We start from the raw sequence: 21,358 nt of genomic DNA, 5'->3' as shown, positions 1-21,358 counted from the left end.
TCAACCGGCCCGGCGGACGTGCATGATGCGGGGACGTGGCGGGCGCACGGCGGGGGAGCCGATGGTCAGCGAGGCGCAACGGGACGACGGCGGCACGGGGCCGGCGGAGCGACAGGCGGAGGCCGACGGCGCGGTCCGGGAGGCCCTGCGGCTGTACCACGTCTCGGAGGGCTGGCCGCCCGTCGAGGCGCTGGATCCGGTGATCGACCGGCTGGTCCGTGCCGAGGCCGCGCTGGCGCAGCACAAGGAGGATTTCACCGGGGTCTTCATCGTCCTGGGCCTCATGGTCGGCACGCGCTACCTGAGCAGGGGCGATGCCACGTCGTACGGCTCCGGTGCGGAGGACCGGGCGGAGGCGCTGCGGCGCCTGCGGTGGGCGGACCGCAACGGGCCGCTGACCGACCTGTTCATCGCGCAGGCCCGCATGATGCTGGTCTTCGTGCTCGTGCCCTGGGCCCTCCCCCGCCGCGACGGTACCCGCACCGTCCTTACGGACGCGCTGCTCGCCGCCACCGACGACGAGGTGCTGACCGATGCGTTGCGCCGGGATCTCACCGAGGCCGACGAGATTGTCGACCGGCTGGCCGCGGCTCCGCTCGACGCGGAGTTCCAGAAGCAGACGGCGAAGAACAAGCAGATCGTGGAGCGCATGCTCGGCACGCGCTTCCCCGTGACGATGTCCGAGACGGCGGCACCGGCCACCGCTCCGGCGGCCACGGACACGGCAACGCCCCGCCCCGGCCAGGAGGTCGAGGATGCGGACGGCCCCGGGAGCGTCGATGACGCGGACGACGACCCCGAGACCGTGCTGCTCGATGCCGTCCGCGGGCTGGTGGCCCTGGCCGGCGCGCGCAGCACGGCGGCGTTCACCCGCATTCTGATCTGGCTGTTCATCCTGGCGTTGTCCGGACCCGGCGAGCGACCCGGCAGCTACCCGTACGAAGAGCTGCAGCTGGATCCGCAGGCCGGGGCACTGCTGAGCCGGGTCGCCGCCAGTGAGAAGGCCGGCGTCGACGGTGTCCGTCGCGCCGCCGACCTGGCCCTGGGGGCGCTCCGCGCGCTGCCGCCGGACGCACCCCAGCGGGCCCGGGTCGCCAGACTCCACGCCTATCTGCTGGTCATGATCGAGCACCTGGAGCCCGGGTCGGTCGACTTCCGCAGTGCCGAGCGGCCCAGTGTGCTGGAGGGCGAGAGCGGCGACCGGCTCGGCGACTGGCCGGCCGGCCTCAGCCTGGAGCCCGGTCTCGCCGCCTATCTCGACGATGCCACGAGGGACTTCTCCGCCGACCTCGGCGTGCGCGAGCGGCGCTACGCGGCCCTTCTCGACCGGCTGCTGGCCTATCGGACCGGTGATCCCGGCTATCTGGACGACGCGGCCACCCTGCTCCGCGAAGCGCTCGACGCGAGCCCGCCGGGCTCCTGGTGGGTCATGGCCCTGCGGGGCGAGCTGGCCGAGATCCTGGAGCTGGCCGCCTCGTACGGAGGCAGCTTCCACGACGCGGATCTCTCCCTGGCCACCGTGCGGGAGCTGGGCGCGACCCTGCGGGACGACGGCTCGCTGCCGCCCGACGCGCCGTTCATCCTGGACATCCTCCTCTCCACCGCGGACCGCGAACTGGACCATGCCCAGCGCACCGGGAACCACGAGGCGCTGCCCCGGCTGGTCGAAGAGCTGCGCGCCCGGCACGCCGCGCTGCCTCCCGACACCGGCTGGCGCGGCAAGGTAGCAAAGCGGCTGGACCGGATCGACGGACTGACCGCCAAGGGGCGGCAGCAGGGCACCGGGCCCGGGGATTCGTCACCCGACCTCGCCGCCGAGCGGGCGGACCTGGAACGCTCGATCGCCGAGATGCGCCGCACGTTCGGCGGGCGGGAGCTGTACCACCACCAGGAGTACGACCGGCACGCCTGGGCCGGCCTGCGGCTGTACCTCTCCTTCCGGCGCGGTCTGGAGGACCCGGCCGTGCTGGACGAGGCCATCACCGAGCTGACCCGGGCCCGCGCGCTGATCGCCGAGGGGCGTGGCGGAACCCACCGGGTGGACGTGCTGACCAAGCTGGCCGAGACCCACATCATCCGCGCCGCTCGGCGCGGCCCCGACGCCGAAGCGGACAGGCAGGCGTTCGTGGAGATCACCCGCGAGGCGCTGGACGAGCTGACCGCCGACGTCCTGCTCCAGGTCGGCGCCGACCACGGCCTGTCCGCGGCCCTCAACGGCGCCCTGCTGGCTCGGCGGCTGGCGTTCGTCGCCTTCCTCATGCGCCGGCCGGCCGACGTGGTGGCCGATCTGGAGAAGGGGCGGGCGCTGGTGCACCAGGCCGCCGCCGCTTCCCGGAGCATCCCCGAACTCCTGGAGGCCGCCGGCCGGCCCGAGCTGGCCCGGCGGTGGCGGGCCCAGGTTCCCGGGGACCCGCTGCGGCCGGAGACCGGCGACGCTTCGGCCCCGCCGGCCGACGGCCCGCCGATCCCCAGCGCCCTGCGCCGCGGCGCGCTGGCGGCGCTGGGCGTTCGTCCGGGCGCCGGACCGGGCGCGGGCCCCCGGCAGTTGGCCGGCACCACGGACCTGGCCGCGCTCACCGCCGGCCTCGCCGCGTCGGGGGCGGACGCCCTGGTCTACCTGATGCCCGGCGTGACCCTGCCCGCCGCCACTCACCCCGGCTACGCGGTGATCCTGCGCCCCGGGGCAGGTCCCACCCTGCTTCCGCTGCCGCGGTTGCTGGCCTCCGACGATTCACCGCTGGAGCGGTACCTCCGTGCCGCGGCGGAGCGTTCGCGGGCGCTCGCCGACCCGGACATGAGCACGTCCTGGCGGGCCGCCTACGAGGCGGAGTGGCAGGCCGCGCTGGACGCGCTGTGCGACTGGGCCTGGCCGGCGGTGATGGGACCGGTGCTCTCGGTGGTGCGCCCCTTGCTGGCCGCCCTGTGGCCGCGGGCCCGGCCGCCGCGGATCGTGCTGGTGCCCTGCGAACGGCTCGGCGTCGTACCGTGGCACGCGGCCCGCATCCGGGGCATCGGCGCGCACGGCCACCGGTACGCCTGCCAGGAGGCCGTCATCAGCTACGCCCCGTCCGGCACCCAGTTCCTCGCCGCTGCCGGGCGGCGGCGGATGGCCCCCGGCGCCGGCCGGCAGGTGCTCGTCGCCGATCCGGAACTGACCCTCCCCTGGGCCGAGGTGGAGACGGTCGCGCTGCGTGCCGCCTGCTACCCGAGCGCGCTCCGCTACGGCGAGTTCCTCACCATCGACGGGGAACCGGACGCGGCGGGCACGCCGGACGAGCTGCTCGCGGTGCTGCCCGGCGGTGCGTCGCAGGCGTCCGTGGTCCACCTGGCCTGTCACGGCTGGGCCGCGCCGCGCCCCACCGACTCCGCGTTGCGGCTGGCCGGGGTGCCCGGCGCGGACCCGGACACCGGCCGGCTCACCGTGGCCGGACTGCTCGACGGCGCGGCCGGGTCACGGCCGGACACGGCCGGCCCGCTGGTCGTGCTCAGTGCCTGCGAGACCGATCTGAGCACGGGCCACCACGACGAGGCGTTGACCCTCACCACCGCGCTGGTCACGCGCGGCGCCGCGGACGTCGTGGGGTCCCGGTGGGCGGTGCGGGACGGTCCGACCGCCGTGATGATGGCCGTCTTCCACCACTGTCTCACCGCCCGCGGGCTCGCCCCGCCCGACGCCCTGCGCGCTGCCCAGCTGTGGATGCTCAACCCCCGCCGGACGCTCTCCTTCCCCCTGGAGGGCCCTCTCCGCCGCGAGGCCGCCCGCCCCGACCTCCACCGCCTCCCGCACTGGGCGGCCTTCACCCATCAGGGCAATCCGTCGGACACCGCTCGCACCACTTCGAGGACCTCGCGGGAGCAGTGACGGAACTCCGGGCCGAGTTCGTGGTCCGCGAGTGCCTGGGAGACGGGCCGGACGACGACCGGGCCGCGGTCGGCGGTCACTTGGCAGAGATGGCCGCAGCACGCGACCGTTGCGGAGGCCCCGCGTATGCCCTACGTTCTTCGCGCCTCAACCCCACACCTTCTGCAGGGAGTTGATCCAGTGGACCGCAGGACCCGACGGCCCGCTCAGCGCGCCCTGACCGCCGCCGTGCTCGCCGCCACCGCCGTGCTCGGCGCGGCAGCGACCGGCGCCGCCGCAAACCAGGCGGCCGGCCCGGGATCGGCCGTGCCGCCCGTGCCGCTGCGTGTGGCCACCTACAACATCCATGCCGGAGCCGGCGAGGACAACGTCTTCGATCTCGACCGCACGGCGGCGGCGATCCGGGAGCTCGACGCCGACGTGATCGGCCTTGAGGAGGTCGACGTCCACTGGGGTGCCCGCAGCGACTACACCGACGAGGCCCGGGAACTGGCGGGACGACTGCACATGCGGGTCTTCTTCGCGCCGATCTACGACCTCCCGCCGGCCACGGCGGACGGCGACCGGCGCCGGTACGGCGTCGCGATACTGAGCCGCCATCCGCTGCGCGACGCGGAGAACCACGAGATCACCCGCCTGTCCACGCAGACGCCGGACCCGGTACCGGCGCCGGCGCCGGGCTTCGCCGAGGTGACCGTCAAGGTCCGCGGCGCCCGCGTGCACGTGTACGCGACCCACCTGGACTACCGCGCGGACCCCTCGGTCCGTCGCACCCAGGTCGACGACATGCTGGACGTCCTGGCCGAGGACTCCGGTCCGAAGGTCCTCCTGGGCGACTTCAACGCCGAGCCGGATGCGCCCGAACTCGCCCGGCTGTGGGGTCGGTTGACCGACGCCGCACCGCACGGCGGCAAGACCTACCCGGCGACCGACCCGGTCAAGCGCATCGACCTGGTCACCGTCTCACCGGACGTCACCGTCACCGGCACGCGCGAGTCCGGGACCACGGCGTCCGACCACCGCCCGGTGGTGGCGGACCTCCTGCTGCGCCACGGCGGCCACTGAGACGGCCCAGCAGATTCATCTTTACGTGCTCCTGACAAAGCGCGGCATCCGTGGCACTCTGCCTCACGCACGTCTATCCGCACCGTTCTTCGTTCCCCCACCCTGCCCGGACGTGACCGGTCCGGGCACGGCAGAAGGAGACCTGCGTGAGACGCCATCGCACTGCCGCGGGCATTCTGTTGGCCGTCGGAGCCCTGTTCACCGGCGGCCTCGTCCATGCCGGAGCCGCCGACGCCGCGACGGCCGGGACAGCTTCCGGAGCGTCGGCCGCGGCCCACACCGCCTCGGCGGCCGACCAGCACAAGGCCCGCACCTTCTGGACGGCCGCGCGTATGCGCGGCGCCACCCCCTTCGACCTGCTGCTGACGCGGCAGGCCGCCAAGACCCTCAAGACCCCGAAGCCCCACGGGCGTTCGACCACCGTCGCCCCCACCCCCGCCCTCGCTTCCTTCCCGCAGGCGGGTGGCCCCTGGACCGGCGGCGGCGCCGTCGTCACGACCTCGGGCCGGGTGTTCTTCACCTTCCAAGGGCGCACCGCGTCCTGCACCGGCAACGCCGTGACCAGCCAGAACGCCAGCACCGTCATCACGGCCGGCCACTGCGTGAAGTACCAGGGCAGCTGGCACACCAACTGGGTCTTCGTGCCGGCCTACGCCAACGGCAACGCGCCCTACGGCCAGTGGAGCGCGGCCAAGACGCTCACGACCCCGCAGTGGGAGGCGAGCGAGGACATCAACTACGACGTCGGAGCCGCGGTCGTCACTCCCCTGAACGGCAAGACGCTCACCTCGGTCGTCGGCGCCCAGGGCATCCAGTTCAACGGAGGCTACAACAAGGCGATGTACTCCTTCGGCTTCCCGGCCGCGTCGCCGTACGACGGCACGAAGCTCATCTACTGCAGCGGCAACAGCTCGAAGGACTTCCTCTTCTCGCAGGACCACAGCCTCGGGTGCAACATGACGGGCGGCTCCAGCGGCGGCCCCTGGTTCACCGGCTTCGACGAGGCGACCGGCACCGGTCTGCAGGTCTCCGTGAACAGCTTCGGCTACACGTTCCTGCCGAACCGCATGTTCGGCCCGTACTTCGGCGACGTGATCAAGGCCCTGTACGACAAGGCGCAGACGTCGTAGCAGGGCCGACGAGACGGACGACGACCACGGCCACGACAGCGCCTCCGAGGACCACTGCGACAACTGACGTTCCGCTTCGGCACCCCGGCGCCCGGCGTCAGCGGGGCGGCACCCGGCAGGCGCAATCGGTCGGCTGCCGCCCGGTGGAGCCGGGCTGTCCGAAGTAGGTGGCCGCCGCCTGGAGCAGGGCGACGGCCACCATGCGTGTCAGCGGGTGGGCCGCTCCCTCACGGAGCAGAGTCCGTGCGCTCGCCGCCGCTCCGTTCACTCGCTCGCGGACCGGTGGGGCCGGCTGATGACGCATCACAGGATTCCCTTCGCTGCATGACCGATCCGCCGGGGGCCCGACGTCACGGCCCTCGGCGGATGTCCGGGTGGTCGCTCCGCGCTGTCGGCTACCGGTCGACGGCCTGGAAGCCGCGCAGGCGGAGGCTGTTGCCGACCACGAAGACCGAGGAGAAGGCCATGGCCGCTCCCGCGATCATCGGGTTGAGCAGTCCCGCCGCGGCCAGCGGCAGGGCGGCGACGTTGTAGGCGAACGCCCAGAACAGGTTGGACCGGATGGTGCCGAGTGTCCTGCGGGCGAGCCGGATGGCGTCCGCCGCGACCCGCAGGTCCCCGCGTACGAGGGTGAGGTCGCCGGCCTCGATCGCGGCGTCCGTGCCCGTGCCCATGGCCAGGCCCAGGTCGGCCTGGGCGAGGGCCGCCGCGTCGTTGACGCCGTCGCCGACCATGGCCACCGAACGCCCCTCGCCCTGCAGCCGCTTGACCACGTCGACCTTGTCCTGCGGCAGCACCTCGGCGATCACGTGCTCGGGGCTGATACCCACCTCGGCGGCCACGGCCTCGGCGACGGCCCGGTTGTCACCGGTGAGGAGGACGGGGGTCAGGCCGAGGGCGCGCAGGCGGCGGACGGCTTCGGGGCTGGTCTCCTTGACGGCGTCGGCGACTTCGAGGACCGCGCGGGCCTCGCCGTCCCAGGCGACGGCGATGGCCGTACGCCCGGCCGCCTCGGCGGCGGCCTTGACGTCCCGCAGGTCGGCCGGCAGCGACATGGCCCATTCGGCGAGCAACTGCTCGCGGCCGACGAGGACGGCATGGCCGTCGACGATGCCCTGGACGCCGAGGCCGGGGACGTTGGCGAAGTCCTCCGGGACGGGCAGGGTGCCGACCCTGGAGGCGGCTCCGGCGGCGACGGCCTGGGCGATCGGGTGCTCGGAGGAGTGCTCCAGGGCACCGGCCAGCCGCAGGACGTCCGCCTCGTCCGTGCCCTCGGCGGTGTGGACGCCCAGCAGGGTCATGCGGCCGGTGGTCACGGTGCCGGTCTTGTCCAGGACGATGGTGTCGACCTTGCGCGTGCTCTCCAGGACCTCCGGGCCCTTGATGAGGATGCCGAGCTGCGCGCCGCGTCCGGTGCCGACCATCAGCGCGGTCGGGGTGGCCAGGCCGAGGGCGCAGGGGCAGGCGATGATCAGGACGGCGACGGCCGCGGTGAAGGCGGCGGTGAGGCCGGCTCCGTTGCCGAGCCAGAAGCCCAGGGTGCCGATGGCGAGGGCGATCACGACGGGGACGAAGACTCCGGAGATCCTGTCCGCCAGGCGCTGGGCGGCGGCCTTGCCGTTCTGGGCGTCCTCGACCAGCTTCGCCATCCGGGCGAGCTGGGTGTCGGCGCCGACCCTGGTCGCCTCCACGACCAGCCGTCCGCCGGCGTTCAGCGTGGCGCCGGTGACGCCGTCCCCGACGGAGACCTCGACCGGGACGGACTCGCCGGTGAGCATGGAGGCGTCCACGGCTGAGGAGCCCTCCACGACCCTGCCGTCGGTGGCGATCTTCTCGCCGGGGCGGACGAGGAAGCGGTCGCCGGCCTTCAGCTCCGAGACGGGCACGAGTTCCTCGCGGCTGCCGCGTAGCACGGTGACTTCCTTGGCGCCCAGCTCCAGCAGGGCCCGCAGCGCCGCGCCCGCCTTGCGCTTGGAGCGCGCCTCGAAGTAGCGGCCGGCCAGGATGAAGGCGGTCACCCCGGCCGCGGCCTCCAGGTAGATGTTCCCGGCGCCGTCGCTGCGGGCGATGGTCAGCTCGAAGGAGTGCGTCATGCCGGGCATGCCGGCCGTTCCGAAGAAGAGCGCCCACAGCGACCAGAGGAACGCCGCCGACGTACCGACGGAGATCAGCGTGTCCATGGTGGCGGCGCCGTGCCGGGCGTTGGTCCAGGCGGCCCTGTGGAAGGGCCAGGCGGCGTACGTCACCACGGGCGCCGCCAGGGTCAGCGACAGCCACTGCCAGTACTCGAACTGCAGCGCGGGGACCATCGCCATCGCGATCACCGGTACGGCGAGCACCACCGCGGCGGTCAGCCGCTGCCGCAGGGGCCGCAGCTCGTCGGCTTCCTCGGCGGCGGGGCCCGCGCCGGGTTCCGCCTCGGTGCGGACGGGCTCGGGTTCACGCGCGGTGTATCCGGTGGCCTCGACGGTGGCGATCAGATCGGAGACGGCTATGTCCTCACGGAAGGTGACCTTGGCCTTCTCGGTGGCGTAGTTGACGGTGGCCTCGACGCCGTCCATGCGGTTGAGCTTCTTCTCGATGCGGGCGGCGCATGAGGCGCAGGTCATGCCGCCGATGGCGAGTTCGACCTCGGCGGCACCGGACGTTGTGGTGGACAAGTCTGCTCCTCGCAACTCATGGACGCGACGGGTACCCAGGTGAGCCAGATACCTCCCCTGGGTACCCTCCAGCGATCTCATGTATACCCCCCACCCGTATAGAACGCAAGCCTGAACACCCCCTTTCCATTACCCCTAGGGGGTATCTGTAGTGCGTCGCGCAGACGTGACGAGACCCCTGTGGTCCGGCTCAGCGGCCGGGCACGGACGGCCGGGCCGTCCGGTCGGTGCGGCGGAAGGCGAGGCCGAGCAGCGAACCCGTGGCGAGCAGCGCCGCGAGGGCCGCGTAGCCGTGGGTGAGGGTGGTCAGCGAGGCGACACCGGCGACGAGCAAGGGGCCGCCCGCATCGCCGAGTTCGCGGCCGAGTTCGGCGGCGCCCATCGTCTGGCCGAGGCGCTCGGTGGGAGTCGAGGCGGCCAGGGCGGCGAAGCCGAGCGGTGTGATCAGCCCGGTTCCGGCGCCGATCAGGGCCGCCCCCACGAGGACCCCGGTCAGGCCGGGCAGCATGGCGCAGCCCAGCCCGGCAGCGGTGAGCAGCAACCCGGCGCCCATGCCGCCGCGCGCGGTGAGGCGCCCTTCGTCCAGCGCCCGTCCGGCCCGGGGTTGTACGACGGCGGCGCAGGCGGCCAGCAGCGACACGGCGGCCCCGGTGGCGACCGTCCCGAGGCCGGCCGCCCGCCCGGACACCGGCAGGAAGCCCACTCCCACGGACAGCGCCGCGGTCGCCGCCGCGAGCGACGAGGTCGGCGCGAGGAAGGCGGGGTCGGCCAGGCGCCGGGCCAGGTCGAGCACGGTCTGCCGGGTCCTGGGCAGGGGCGGTACGGCGGGGACCGCCAACGCGGCCCAGAGGGCGACCGCCGCGCCGAGCACCGTCAGCGCGCCGAACAGCAGCCGCAGGCCGCCCCCGGCCCACACCAGGACTCCGCCGAGCAGCGGACCCAGGGTGTAGCCGATCGACTTGCAGAAGCCGTAACCGCCGAACGCCCGGCCGTGCCTGGCCGCCGGGTTGAGGCGGGCGACCAGCGCGGAGGCCGAGGGGGAGAACGCGGACGCCGCGGCACCCTGGCCGAGACGCGCGGCCCACAGCCAGCCGGGGCTGTCCGCGACCGCGTACACGGCGGAAGCGGCGGCGAACGCGACGAGCCCGCCGAGGAGCACCGGGCGGGCACCGATCCGGTCGGCGAGGGTGCCGAAGACCGGCTTGAGCACCACCTCGGCGCCGTCGTAGAGGGCGAGCAGCCCGCCGAGGAGCATCAGCGACGTGACGGCGTCCGCCGAGACCCCGCCGAGGTTCGCCGCGATGCCGTGCGACCCGAAGGCGGTCGTGAAGCCCGCCGCGTACAGCGGCCACATCTGCCGGGCCGGCGCCGGCCGTGCCACGGTCGGCCCTGATGTCACACCACTGAAGGTATCAGCCGTTACATCCAGCGTTACATCCGCTCGATGCGTGCGTGGTCCGCGACATCGTCGTGGGTGTCGGATGCCCGGCGGCGAACCTCAGCAGCCACGCGGTCCGCCGTGTACGGCGGCCTCCGTCCCAGCCAGGCCAGAGAGGCGAGGACGAACAGCCCTTCCACGATCAGGGACAGGGGGCCGTACGGGGGCTCCCAGCCCGATTCGTAGTAGCCGTCGGGCAGACCGACGGTGCGCGACAGCAGAAATCCGATGATCATGCCGAGGCTGACGAGAGCTCCCGTCAGCCAGGCGGGCAGGGGACTCTTCAAGGTCACCAGTGCCACGGCCACGACGAGCATGGCGGCGCTGCCCAGGGCGAACAGAACGCCCATGTAGAACGTCTCCTCAAGGTGATCGGGAACCAGGAGGCCGTGCAGCACCGCATTGCCGACGGCGCAGCACGCTCCCAGTCCTCTCAGGGTGATTTCGGTGGCAGAGATGGCGTTCATGGTGACTCCAGCCGTTCATCTGCGGGGAGTGGACCGACCGAGGAACCGGCGGATGGAGCTGCTGCACAGGAGGTATCGCCTCGTGCGTAGGACATACGGAAGCGACGCTCGGCGGGATTGCGCCGGGCGGAATTCCGAACGCCAATCCAAAACGCCGCCGCCGACGTACCAAAAGCAGGGCGGCTCTCTCGAGCCGCTGAGAGTCGCGCGGGAGGGCGCAGGAAAGGGTGTGTCCATCATGCGAGCACAACGCGCAAGGCGTCTCGTCGCGGCGTCCGCAGTCGGCATCGTGATGGCCGGCGGCGCTGCGATCGGCACGGCAGGCACGGCCGCGGCGGCAGCCCCTGCCGTCCAGGGCGATGTGGTCAGCGACTGGTGCTTCCACCACGACTGGCGCTGCTCCGACCACGGTGGGTCCCGGTTCCACCACCGATTCGACCACCGCTTCGACCATCGGTTCGGCCACACGGTGTTGGTGATCATCGTGCTCCGCTAGGCCTGTCCGGCCAGGTCCACCGCTCCCTCGGCAAGGAGAGGAGGGGGTTCGCGGCACAACTGTGAGTTCTGCGGATGCTATGTTCGCGCTCGCCCAACACGACAATCCCGCCGGCGAGTTGACGTCGCCGGAGTCGACACGACAACAGCTGCATGAAAACAGGACCAGGAGCGATCGCGTGACCAGCCGAGTCCTTCTCGTCTCGCCCGCCATGAGCGCGTCCCTGCGGCAGGCCCGCTTCGACGACGGCGGCTCTCTCGACGACAGCGGCGCGGCCCGGGCCCGTGCGGCGGCCGGTTCGCTGCCCGCCGCGGTCCGTGTACTCGCTTCTCCCAGCGTGCGTTGCCGTGAGACGGCGGCGGCCCTGGGCCTGGACGGCGTACCCGTGCCGGAGTTGGCCGGTCTCGATGTGGGTCGCTGGCGAGGTCGGAGCCTGGAGGAGGTGGGGGCCGTCGAGCCGGAGGCGGTGGGCCGCTGGCTCACGGACCCCGCCTGCGCTCCGCACGGCGGTGAGTCGGTCGAGGACCTGTGTGAACGGGTCACGCGCTGGCTGGCCGACGCACAGGGCGTGGAGGGTCGTACCCTCGCCGTGGTCGAGCCGGAGGTGGTGCGCGCGGCGGTCGTGGCCGCGCTGGGCCTGCCGACCCCGGTCTTCTGGCGCCTCGATGTCACCCCGCTCGCGGTGACGGAGCTGAGTGGGCGGGGCGGACGCTGGAATCTACGGCTCGGACGGCCCCCGGTCGCGCCGGAGGTCCACTAGGCCGCGGAAGTCGGTCCTGGTCGGATCACCTCGACGCACCGGGGAACGCCAGAGGGCCCCCGGATGGTTCCGAGGGGCCCTCTGGTGTCCGGAAGGAGTCAGTGCGCGGCCGGAACCGCCCGTCCTCCTGCGGCCTTCGCCGGCTTGGGGTTCAGTACCCGCTCGGCCAGCTCACCGAAAGCGAGGCCGAATCCGCCCCACAGGACGGACTGGATGGCCAGCGCGGACAGCCGGAACCGCCACAGCAGCGTGGCCGGGAAGTCCTTCGGCACCTCGTTGACGACCGGCAGGAACTCGTAGGCCAGACCGATCACGACGGCGAAGGCGGCCACCGCGACGACCGTCGCCCACCAGGTGCCCAGGCTGGGCGCCAGGCGCTTGCCCAGGAGGGTCGCGGCGACCGCCAGCAGGACGCTGAGCAGCATCATCAGGAAGTACAGGGTGGTCCGCCTGCTGATGGTGTCCGGGTCACCGACCGACGGCGGGTTGGCCGGGTACTTCAGGAACGGGACGACGTACACGGCGAGCAGCGCGCAACCCGACAGCAGGAGTGCCGTCGCGCGCGGGCTGAAGCGGCCGACGCGGCCGAGCGCGAAGCAGAAGGCGAGCGCGGCGATGCCGCCGAAGGCGACCGCGTAGACCAGGACGCCGGTGGCGAGGCCGGCGGTGGACTGCAGGGAGCGGGAGACGACCTCCATCTCGTGTTCGTGGGAATGGGCGTCCTCGAAGCTGATCGCCTTGTCGACGCTCGGCTCACCGAGGAGATAGGCCGCGATCAGGGCGAGCACGCCGGCCGCGAGGCCGGCGAGCATGCCCCGTACGAGGAGGTTCCGTACGGTTGCGGAGTTCATGGGTGCGCGATGTCCCCTCGCGTCAGTGGCAGGGGAAGCCGAGCAGGTGGCGTGCGTCGTGCACCCATTCGTGGACGTCCGTGCCGTTGAACACGGAGGTGGCGCCCTGTTCGGCGCCGACGAAGTAGAGCAGGACCAGCATCAGGATGCCGAAGAAGACCGCCCAGGGAGCTATCGCCTTCAGCGGCAGCTTGGCGGGGATGGCGGGAGTGGTGGCTGTCGGCTGGGCGACGGTCTGCGCCATGGCAGAACCTCCTCCGGGAGTTCGCGTCCCATGTCGGTGGTGCACAGGACGACGGCCACGGGTCTGACTCACGAGGAGCCCCTGGAGGCTCTCGCACACAGTGGCGCGACCGTGCCGGATTCCCACCGGCTTCCGTCTCGCCGTCGTCGATATCGGACAGACCGTACCGCGCGACCGGTGCACGGCCAAGACCGCGTCCACCAGCGTGATCTTCCTCTCGCACCGGGCGAACGGTCCTGGGCCGTGTGGGTCAGCGGTGGCGGAATTTCAGCGGTCGTTCGTCCGCGAGGGCGCCCATGTTCCCGACTCCGATGAATGCGGCAATCCTGCTCAGCGGGCCGGCGCGGTGCCGGGCCCGGCGAGCCCCAGTTCACGGTCGCCGAGCGGGGCGAAGAAGCGTTCCACGTCGGCGTCGGTGACCTCGGCGAGGGTCGCCGGCGACCAGCGCGGGTTGCGGTCCTTGTCGATGATCTGGGCCCGTACCCCCTCGACCAGGTCGGGGCTGCTCAGGGCGGCGCACGAGACGCGGTACTCCTGGTCGAGGACCCGCTCCAGCGGGCCGAGGCGCCGGGCGCGGCGGATCGCGGCCAGGGTGACCTTGAGCGCGGTGGGCGACTTGGCGAGCAGGGTCTCGGCCGCCTCCTTGGCGTCGGGGCTGCCGTGGCCGAGCAGCCGGTGGACGATCTCCTCGACCGTGCCGGCGGCGTAGCAGGCGTCGATCCACTCTCGCCGGTGGGCCAACTGCCCCTCGGTCGGCGGCTGCACATGGCGCGCGAGCGCGTCTCGTACGGGCATGTCGGCGAGGTCGTCCACGAAGTGCCCGAGGGCGGCGGAGGGTACGTAGTGGTCGGCGAGGCCGCACAGCAGGGCGTCTCCGGCGCCGATCTGCGCGCCGGTCAGCGCCAGGTGGGTGCCCAGTTCGCCGGGTGCCCGGCCGAGGAGCCAGGTGCCCCCGATGTCGGGGACGAAGCCGATGCCGGTCTCGGGCATGGCGATCCGGGACCGTTCCGTGACGACACGGACACTGCCGTGCGCGGAGACGCCGACGCCGCCGCCCATGACGATGCCGTCCATGACGGCGACGTACGGCTTGGGGTAGCGGGCGATGCGGGCGTTGAGGTGGTACTCGTCCCGCCAGAACGCGGCGGAGGCGCTGCCGTCGCCGTCGCGGGCGTCGTCGTGGACGGCACGGATGTCGCCGCCCGCGCACAGGCCGCGCTCCCCCGCCCCGGTGATGACCACGGTGTGCACGTCCGGGTCGCACTCCCACGCGGTCAGGGCCTCGGCGATCCGGCGGACCATGACATGGTTCAGGGCGTTGAGCGCCTGGGGCCGGTTGAGCGTGATGTACGCGGCCCGTCCCCTGGTGTCCAGCAGGACCGGTTCCTCGCTGCCGCTCATCCGAGTGCCTCCGTCGGGCCATGGGCCGCGATGACGCGCATGATCTCGTTGGTTCCTTCCAGGATGTGGTGCACCCGCAGGTCACGGACGATCTTCTCAATGCCGTACGCGCCGGGGTGGCCGCAGCCGTCGGCCGAACTCCTCCCGCTCGGTGCGGGCGTCAGGAATCCGTACGCCGCGGTGGCGTGAAGGCGTACAGGTCGAGGATGTCCGGCAGGGGCGCGACGCCGGGGCCACCGGCGCGCACCCAGCTGATGATGTCCTCGGTCGCGGCCGGGTCGTTGACGAGCCCCAGCCAGACCGGCCGCGCGCCGGCGGCCCGGGCGGCGGCGGACGGCTGTACGACGATGACGTTGGCCTGGTCGCACACGTCGAGGCAGTCGGAGATGCGCACGGGCACCTCCGCGCGCAGCCGTGCGGTCTGCGCCGCGTGATCGACCCCGATCACCTTGGGGCTGCCGCAGCAGCAGTCCCGGCACACGACGACCCGGCACGGCGCCGGACCGCTCCCCGGCACAGCCCCGGCCGGTGTCTCTTCCGTCAGCTTCTCGGGCACGCCGCGCCACTCCCCTCCCGGGGAGATCCGCCCCGGTGTCACGTGAGGAGGCGACCGCGTGAGTCTCCTGGCTCCCGGGTCACGGCTCGTGCCGCCTTCCCGCCCTGTTCGGGGGCGGTGGCCTGCCGGAACTCGCTCACCGGTCACAGTGGCGGGACCGCGCCGGATTCACACCGGCTTCCTCGGACCGCCGTCGCCTTATGTCGCCGGTCATCCTTTCATCACCGGCGCCGCACCGTCATCCGGCCCCGACTCGTGGCCGCCGCCGTATGCTCACAGCGAGCGGACCGCCCCGCACCGAGGCTCCGGCTGGACGGTCGATCTACGGAGGCATCGGCACGATGGACGAGCGACAACCGCTCACCGACGGCTCGCTGAGCGAAGCGGCGGATGTGTTCCAGCGGTTGCGTCCCCGGCTGTTCGGTATCGCCTACCGCGTCCTGGGCAGTGTGGCCGAGGCCGAGGACGTGGTACAGGACGTGTGGGTGCGCTGGCAGGGCGCGGACCGCGGTGCGGTGCTGGATTCCGCGGCGTTCCTGGCCAGGATCACCACGCGTCTGGCCATCAACGTGGCCCGGTCGGCGCGGGTCCGCCGGGAGGCGTACGTGGGGCCGTGGCTGCCGGAGCCGGTGGACACCAGTGTCGATCCGCAGGTCGGCGCGGAGCGCGGCGAGGCGCTGGAACTGGCCGTGCTGCTGGTCCTGGAGAAACTGAACCCCGTGGAGCGGGCGGCGTACGTGCTGCGGGAAGCGTTCGACTACGCGTACGACGAGATCGCGGGCATCCTCCAGCTGAGCCAGGCCAATACCCGGCAGATCGTCAGCCGTGCCCGCAAGCGGCTGTCCGCCGAGCGACGGGAGCGCGTCGACACGGCACAGCACCGGCGGCTGCTCGACGCGTTCGTCGCCGCCGCGCGGCACGGTGACGTCGCCGCGCTCGAAAGGGTGCTGTCGGCCGACGTCGTCGCCTACGCGGACGGCAACGGCATGCGCGGCGTGGCCCGGCTGGCGATCGTGGGCGCCGAGCGCGCGGCGCGGGTCACCGCCTTCAGCAAGAACTTCTTCCCCGGGGCCGAGTACACCGTGGTCGAGGCCAACGGCCTGCCCAGCCTGCTGCTCGTGCAGGACGGGGTGAGCGTCGCCCTGGTGAGCATCACGGTGGGCCCGGACGGCATCGACGGGCTCTACTGGGTGATCACCCCTGACAAGCTGCGGGCGTACGAGCGGTCCGCGCGCCGGATCGCCGGGCGTCCCTAGCGAAGGAAGGGCACCGCGTGAGCGTACGCGGTACCCCTGCCCTCGGTCGGTCCGGACGGTCGGCGCCGGTCAGTTCCGCTTGAGCCAGTCCTCGTAGCGGGTGGCCGCGACATGCACGGTGTCGTCGCCGGTCAGCACGTCGGGCATGCCCGCGAACAGGCCGGCGGTCTCGTCCGTGACGACCGTACGGCCGTCCGGCTTGGCTTCCAGCGTGAGCTCGGCGAGCCGGTCGAGTCCGTACACCTCGGGTCCCGCGATGTTGCGGATGCCGTTCGTCGGTTCGCCCTGGGCCGCTTCGGCGACGGCGGCGGCGACATCGGCGGAGGCGATCGGACGCAGCCGCAGGGACGGCAGGCGCACCTCCTTGCCCACGGTGGACATGTCCATCACCGGAGCGATGAACTCGAAGAACTGGGTGGCGCGCACGAGGCTGTAGGGCACGCCGCTGCCGCGCACGGCCTCCTCCTGGGCGACCTTGGCCCGGTAGTAGCCGTAGTCGGGCACCTGGTCGACGCCGACGATGGAGAGCGCGACGTGATGGCGGACGCCCGCCTCCTTCTCGGCCGCGAACAGGTGCTGGGCCGAGCGGGTGAAGAAGTCCAGCGCCGGCTCGGTCTCGAAGGACGGGGAGTTCGACACGTCCACGACCACGTCCGCGCCCTCGACCGCCTGGGCCAGGCCCTCGCCGGTGAGGGCATTGACTCCCCTGGAGGGAGCGGCGGGCACGGCCTCGTGGCCCTTGTCGCGCACCAGCGCGACCACCTGTGAGCCGATGAGCCCCGTACCGCCGATCACCACGATCTTCATCACTGTCTCCGTCAGCCGATTCGCTTCCGACGGACACCGGCGACACCCGCCGGGCCCGGTGCGGCAACGCGCACATCTCCAGGACAAGGCAGCGGTCAGGTTTGTGACAGTCGAGCGCCCGCATCACCAGCGGGGTCCCTCCGACGGCTTCCACGGGGTCAGTGGGCGAAGAGAGCGCCGGCCAGGGCCAGACTGACGGCGGTACCGCCGAGGATGCTATGAAGAAGATCAAGACCGACTCATGACCCGACGGCTCGACGGCGGCGGTCACCGCGTGCCGGGCCTGCTCCCGGGCGTTCTGGCTGACGGTGGTCAGGTCGAAGCAGCTCAGCCGGACGAGCGTGTCGTCGTCGTAACCCGCTGGTCTTCCATGCCGCCGTGAAGGACGCCGCCTGCTCCCGGGCCGAGGGACTCGCCCTGCGCCCTGGAAGCCCCCGTGCCGGACGACCCCGTGGGTCCTAGTCGGCGGTGGTCCTCCAGACGGTGAGCAGGCCCGTGTACCCCGGCGGGTCGAACGACGTCTCGCCCGAGTCGACGACTCCGGTGAGCCGGAGCATGGCGAGGTTCCCCTCGGACGTGACCGTGCACAGCACGTCGCCCTTCTTGAGGGCCTGGCCCTTGTCCAGGGCGTCGTTGGCCAGCTCCGCGGGCAGCGGAGCGCTGTCGACGGCCTGCCGGCAGGCCTCCGGGGTGGTGCCGGGGCTCTTGGCGGTGGCGGTGCGGAAGGTCAGGTACTGGTAGATGTACTGGATCTCCGCCGTGTCGTCGCCGATCTCCCCGGTCGGATTCACCTTGGGGGTGTCCAGGTCGGCGGTGATCACCTGACCGGTTCCCGGCGGGCCGATGGTCAACGGGCGGTCCTGGACGAGGGGTTCGTACGCCTTGGCCGCCGGGGTCTTCGCGGCGGGCGCCGAGGGGGTCCGGCTCCTGGGTGTGGCCTTCCCGTCCGGGCCGGTGGTGGGTGTCGTGTGCGCGCCGGTCTTCTTCTCGGCGCCGTGGTCGGAGTCTCCGTAGAGCGTCCAGGCCGTGCCGGCCGCCACGGCGAGTGCCGCGGCGGCGATCGTCAGGTACACGCGGCGCCGCCCGCCGCCGCCGGCGGTGGGCCCGGCGGATGCGTCCCGTGCCGGCGGCGGGGCCGTGGGCCGGGGCGGGGCGGACTGGGTGGGGGCCTGGTGCAGTGAGTTGTCGGCCCGCGTGGGCACATAGGTGTCGCTGGGGCGCCGCTGCCCGGCCGCGTCCTGGTCGAGGAGGCGGGATACGGCACGGCTCCGCTCGGCGACCGCCGCCGTCAGCGGTGCGGGGAGCCAGTCCGCGAAGTCGCGCACGGACCGGCCGAAGGCTCGTTCGCACAGGTCGGCGAGTTCGGCGGGCGTCGGACGGGCGTCGGGGGCCGCGGCGAGACAGCGTTCCAGGAGCGGGCGCAGCGCGTCCGGGTAGCCGGAGAGGTCCGGCGGCCGCTGTGCCGTGTTGGCGATCTGGGTGGCGAGGGTGAGGGCCCCGCCGGAGCCGTAGGGATGCCGGCCGGTGGCGGCGACGGCGGCGATGAGGCCCAGCGAGAACACGTCGCTCGCCGGGGTCACCTCGCCGCCCGTGCCCTGCTCGGGGGACATGAACTGCGGGGTGCCGATGAAGCCGCCGCTGCGCGTCAGGCGGGTGGACTCGGCGGCCCGGGCGATGCCGAAGTCGATGACCCACGGCCCGTCGGCCCCGAGGAGGATGTTGCCCGGCTTGAGGTCACGGTGCACCACGCCCGCCGCGTGCACCGCGTCCAGGGCCCGGGCGACGCAGGCGACGAGCTGGAGCGCGGTGTCCGTGGGCAGCGGACCGTGGACGTCGATGGCCTCGTCGAGCGGGACTCCGGGCACGTACGCGGAGGCCAGCCAGGGCTGTTCGCCGGCCGTGTCGTGGTCGACCACGGGCACCAGGTGGTATCCGCGGACCTGCTGAGCCGCCTGCACCTCCTGCTGGAAGCGGCGCCGGAACTCGCTGTCGCCCGCGTACTCACGGCGGATCATCTTCAGTGCGACGGGCTGGTTGCCCCGGGTGCGGGAGAGGTAGACGGACCCCATGCCGCCCTCCCCGATCCGGGCCAGCAGCCGGTAGCCGGCCAGTTCCCGCGGTTCCTGTGCCGTCAGTGGGCGGAAGCCGCCCTCGGTTCCCGTGATGGGACCCACCCCCGTACGCAGCGATCGTCCTGCCGCACCCTTTCGTTGATGCGGCCATGCTCAAGATCATCATCCTAGCCGTGGCACCGCCTCACCCGGTCGGGGAGCGACACCCGTTCGGGTGCGGCCATTCAGACCCGGCGGCCGGGTAGGCCGAGGCGGCCCGACACTCACCCGAAATGGCTAATGACGGAACGTGAAACCCTTGTCCCCACTGGCCTGTCCCCCATTCGGAGTTGCAGCCGTCCGAGCGACATGAGTCCTTGGAGTCGTGTCCCACCGGCTCTCACTCAGGAGGAGACATGGGCACCAACCACATCGGCCGATCGGCCGACAAGCTGGGCGTCGTTTTCGCGGTCCGCGTGATCGAGGGCGGCGAGCAGGGATTCCTGGAGATGTACGAGCAGCTCCGGAAATCCGTCTCCAGCACCCCCGGCCACATCATCGAGCGGCTCGGCCGGCCCGCCGACGACTCCCGTCAGTGGGTGATCACCAGCGAGTGGCGGTCGGCGGAGGACTTCTTCGCCTGGCAGCAGAGCGAGGAGCACCAGGAGCTGGTGGCCCCGTTGCGCCAATGGGTCGACCAGAGGCAGTCGCTGCGGTTCCACGTGGTCAAGGAGACCAAGGGGGTGGCGTCGTGAAGCACTCCACCAACAGCCCCGTCGCCGTGCTCGGCATGGGCGCGATGGGCGCCGGCCTGGCCGGTCGCCTCCTCGACCAGGGCATACAGGTCCGGGTCTGGAACCGTAGCGCGGACCGGATCGCCCCGCTCGCCGAAGCGGGCGCCTACCCCGCCGCCCACCCCGCCGACGCGGTCGCGGGAACGAGCGTCGCCATCTGCGTCGTGGCCGACGGCGAGGCCCTCGGCGCCGTGCTGCACGGACCGGACGGCGTGCTGGCCAAGGGCGGCTACCCCGGCGTCCTGATCTGCGCCAGCACCGTCGCCCCCGAAGAGGTCGTCCAGATCGCCGGGGACGTCCCCTCCGTCCTGGACGTCGGCATGCTCGGCAACCGGGACCACGCCCGCGACGGAGAGCTGCGGCTCTTCGTCGGCGGCGAGGAGCGGGCGTTCCAGACCGTCCGCCCCCTGCTGGAGACGCTGGGCAAGGAGGTCGTCCATCTGGGCGCACTCGGTTCCGGCATGCGGATGAAACTGCTCCTCAACCTGCTGATGGGCATAGAGGTGCAGGCCCTGGCCGAGGCCACCGAGTTGGCGGGTGCCTGCGGACTCGACCGGCAGCTGGTCCTCAAGACCATCGCCGGCAGCGGATTCGCCTCGCCGGTCATGGCGTTCAAGTCACGGCGCCTGGCCTCCGGCCGCTTCGAGGAGCCGGACTTCCGGCTGCGGCTGATGGCGAAAGACCTCATGCTCGCTTCCAAGCAGGCAGCGGCAGCCGGCCTGAGTCTGCCGTTGGCGACCGCCGCGGCGGACACCCACGTCCGCGCCACCGAGCAAGGACTGGGCGACCAGGACTGTGCCGCGGTCGTCCGCGCACTCACAGCCAGATCGGGAACCGACACGTGATCATCGACATTCACGGGCACCTGTCCCCACCGGAAGCGGCCGAACGCTTCCCCATGCCCCCGAGCCTCACCGACGTCGACGGCATGCTCGCCGCTCGCGCCGAGGCGGGAATCGACCTCACCATCATCGGCAGCCCCGTCGGGGCCGGCGCGATGGCGCGGGTGCCGGGCGTCGACAACTACGCCCAGCCCCGCGACCGGCTGCGCGGCTTCCACGCCTGGATGTCAGGCCTGATCCGCAGGTTCCCGGACCAGTTGCGCGGTTACGTGTACGCCAACCCGTTCGGCGACGACGATCACCTGGAAGGGGTGCGGGAGACCCTGGCGGACCCCGCCTTCGTCGGCCTGATCACCACGTCCAGCGTGCACGGGGAGCTGCTCGGCTCGCCTCGCGCCGACTCCTTCTTCGCCCTGGCCGCGGAGGCGGGAGTGCCCGTTCTGGTGCACGCCCCGGCCGAACCGGTCGGCACGGAGCGGGTCGGCGAGATCGGCTTCGTCGAGCAGATCGGCCGCTTCGGTGACGTCACCATGGGCATGGCCATGATCGCGTTCGCGGGATGGCTGGACAAGTACCCGGGTCTGCGACTGATCGGCGCCGCCAGCCGCTCGGCGCCGTCGGCGGAGGTGACGACCGCCCGCCGCTGCTCGACGGGCAGCGCCATCAGCTCACGGTGCA

19 protein-coding genes, 2 pseudogenes and 2 riboswitches are annotated in these 21,358 nt (G+C 72.5%); of the genes and pseudogenes, 9 read left to right on the top strand and 12 right to left on the bottom strand.

The annotated features are described in order from the left end of the window. The first annotated feature begins 22 nt into the window (after positions 1–22). The 3 genes from ABZ937_RS35560 (at position 23) to ABZ937_RS35550 (ending at position 6,057) form a co-directional block, all read left to right on the top strand. A complete protein-coding gene (locus ABZ937_RS35560) occupies positions 23–3,862 on the top strand; it encodes a CHAT domain-containing protein (RefSeq protein ID WP_361698174.1) in 3,840 nt (1,279 codons plus the stop codon). 180 nt (positions 3,863–4,042) lie between these two features. Beyond that, the gene (locus ABZ937_RS35555) at positions 4,043–4,927 is read left to right on the top strand and encodes an endonuclease/exonuclease/phosphatase family protein (RefSeq protein WP_361698172.1); all 885 of its coding nucleotides are present in this window, start codon (positions 4,043–4,045) and stop codon (positions 4,925–4,927) included. 146 nt (positions 4,928–5,073) lie between these two features. After that, positions 5,074–6,057: a peptidase gene (locus tag ABZ937_RS35550; RefSeq protein WP_361698170.1), complete on the top strand. Its 984-nt coding sequence runs from the start codon at positions 5,074–5,076 to the stop codon at positions 6,055–6,057. 97 nt (positions 6,058–6,154) lie between these two features. On the opposite strand, the gene ABZ937_RS35545 is transcribed toward ABZ937_RS35550, so the two are convergent. The 4 genes from ABZ937_RS35545 to ABZ937_RS35530 all read right to left on the bottom strand — a co-directional run bounded on the left by ABZ937_RS35545 (position 6,155) and on the right by ABZ937_RS35530 (position 10,622). After that, positions 6,155–6,361, bottom strand: a complete 207-nt coding sequence (locus ABZ937_RS35545; RefSeq protein WP_361698168.1) for a hypothetical protein — start codon at positions 6,359–6,361, stop codon at positions 6,155–6,157. 91 nt (positions 6,362–6,452) lie between these two features. Next, entirely contained in the window at positions 6,453–8,717 is a 2,265-nt protein-coding gene (locus tag ABZ937_RS35540) for a heavy metal translocating P-type ATPase (protein WP_361698166.1), read from the bottom strand. A 190-nt stretch (positions 8,718–8,907) separates the two neighbouring features. Beyond that, entirely contained in the window at positions 8,908–10,071 is a 1,164-nt protein-coding gene (locus tag ABZ937_RS35535) for an MFS transporter (RefSeq protein WP_361698206.1), read from the bottom strand. A 77-nt stretch (positions 10,072–10,148) separates the two neighbouring features. Further along, positions 10,149–10,622: a hypothetical protein gene (locus ABZ937_RS35530; protein WP_361698164.1), complete on the bottom strand. Its 474-nt coding sequence runs from the start codon at positions 10,620–10,622 to the stop codon at positions 10,149–10,151. A gap of 238 nt (positions 10,623–10,860) precedes the next feature. On the opposite strand from ABZ937_RS35530, the gene ABZ937_RS35525 reads away from it, so the two are divergent. Next, positions 10,861–11,118: a hypothetical protein gene (locus ABZ937_RS35525; RefSeq protein WP_361698162.1), complete on the top strand. Its 258-nt coding sequence runs from the start codon at positions 10,861–10,863 to the stop codon at positions 11,116–11,118. 178 nt (positions 11,119–11,296) lie between these two features. Beyond that, positions 11,297–11,878 (top strand): histidine phosphatase family protein, encoded by a 582-nt coding sequence (locus ABZ937_RS35520; protein WP_361698160.1) that lies wholly within the window; start codon positions 11,297–11,299, stop codon positions 11,876–11,878. Positions 11,879–11,976: 98 nt separating this feature from the next. Here the strand turns inward: ABZ937_RS35520 and ABZ937_RS35515 are convergent, their stop codons facing one another. The 5 genes and pseudogenes from ABZ937_RS35515 to ABZ937_RS35495 all read right to left on the bottom strand — a co-directional run bounded on the left by ABZ937_RS35515 (position 11,977) and on the right by ABZ937_RS35495 (position 14,918). Next, positions 11,977–12,729, bottom strand: coding sequence for a CbtA family protein (locus tag ABZ937_RS35515; protein ID WP_361698158.1), 753 nt, complete (start codon positions 12,727–12,729; stop codon positions 11,977–11,979). Positions 12,730–12,751: 22 nt separating this feature from the next. After that, positions 12,752–12,973: a CbtB-domain containing protein gene (locus ABZ937_RS35510; protein ID WP_208030505.1), complete on the bottom strand. Its 222-nt coding sequence runs from the start codon at positions 12,971–12,973 to the stop codon at positions 12,752–12,754. 36 nt (positions 12,974–13,009) lie between these two features. Next, positions 13,010–13,153, bottom strand: a riboswitch (cobalamin riboswitch). A 150-nt stretch (positions 13,154–13,303) separates the two neighbouring features. Further along, entirely contained in the window at positions 13,304–14,374 is a 1,071-nt protein-coding gene (locus ABZ937_RS35505; protein WP_361698156.1) for an enoyl-CoA hydratase/isomerase family protein, read from the bottom strand. Next, positions 14,371–14,481: pseudogene (locus tag ABZ937_RS35500) on the bottom strand (acyl-CoA dehydrogenase family protein); the annotation flags it as partial. The pseudogene ABZ937_RS35500 and the gene ABZ937_RS35505, both read right to left, overlap by 4 nt. A gap of 53 nt (positions 14,482–14,534) precedes the next feature. After that, positions 14,535–14,918, bottom strand: a complete 384-nt coding sequence (locus ABZ937_RS35495; RefSeq protein ID WP_361698204.1) for a hypothetical protein — start codon at positions 14,916–14,918, stop codon at positions 14,535–14,537. Between the two features lie 72 nt (positions 14,919–14,990). Continuing rightward, positions 14,991–15,114, bottom strand: a riboswitch (cobalamin riboswitch). A 157-nt stretch (positions 15,115–15,271) separates the two neighbouring features. Between ABZ937_RS35495 and sigJ the strand changes: the two genes are divergently transcribed. Continuing rightward, on the top strand, positions 15,272–16,186 hold the full coding sequence (sigJ, locus tag ABZ937_RS35490; protein WP_361698154.1) for an RNA polymerase sigma factor SigJ: 915 nt from the start codon (positions 15,272–15,274) through the stop codon (positions 16,184–16,186). A gap of 69 nt (positions 16,187–16,255) precedes the next feature. On the opposite strand, the gene ABZ937_RS35485 is transcribed toward sigJ, so the two are convergent. From ABZ937_RS35485 to ABZ937_RS35475, 3 genes and pseudogenes are all read right to left on the bottom strand, one after another. Then, the gene (locus ABZ937_RS35485; protein ID WP_361698152.1) at positions 16,256–16,993 is read right to left on the bottom strand and encodes an SDR family oxidoreductase; all 738 of its coding nucleotides are present in this window, start codon (positions 16,991–16,993) and stop codon (positions 16,256–16,258) included. A 253-nt stretch (positions 16,994–17,246) separates the two neighbouring features. Beyond that, a pseudogene (locus ABZ937_RS35480) lies at positions 17,247–17,354 on the bottom strand (LacI family transcriptional regulator); the annotation flags it as partial. Positions 17,355–17,451: 97 nt separating this feature from the next. After that, positions 17,452–19,167, bottom strand: coding sequence for a serine/threonine-protein kinase (locus tag ABZ937_RS35475; protein ID WP_361698150.1), 1,716 nt, complete (start codon positions 19,165–19,167; stop codon positions 17,452–17,454). Between the two features lie 293 nt (positions 19,168–19,460). Between ABZ937_RS35475 and ABZ937_RS35470 the strand changes: the two genes are divergently transcribed. The 3 genes from ABZ937_RS35470 to ABZ937_RS35460 all read left to right on the top strand — a co-directional run. Further along, a complete protein-coding gene (locus ABZ937_RS35470) occupies positions 19,461–19,799 on the top strand; it encodes an antibiotic biosynthesis monooxygenase family protein (protein WP_361698148.1) in 339 nt (112 codons plus the stop codon). Further along, positions 19,796–20,683, top strand: a complete 888-nt coding sequence (locus tag ABZ937_RS35465) for an NAD(P)-dependent oxidoreductase (RefSeq protein ID WP_361698146.1) — start codon at positions 19,796–19,798, stop codon at positions 20,681–20,683. Before ABZ937_RS35470 ends, ABZ937_RS35465 begins: the two co-directional genes overlap by 4 nt. Beyond that, positions 20,680–21,358: amidohydrolase family protein (locus ABZ937_RS35460; RefSeq protein ID WP_361698208.1), on the top strand; the 679-nt coding region annotated here is incomplete at its 3' end. The genes ABZ937_RS35465 and ABZ937_RS35460, both read left to right, overlap by 4 nt.

The organism is Streptomyces sp. NPDC046727, assembly GCF_040645635.1.
GTDB lineage: Bacteria > Actinomycetota > Actinomycetes > Streptomycetales > Streptomycetaceae > Streptomyces.
This window is presented reverse-complemented; position numbering and strand designations above follow the sequence as displayed.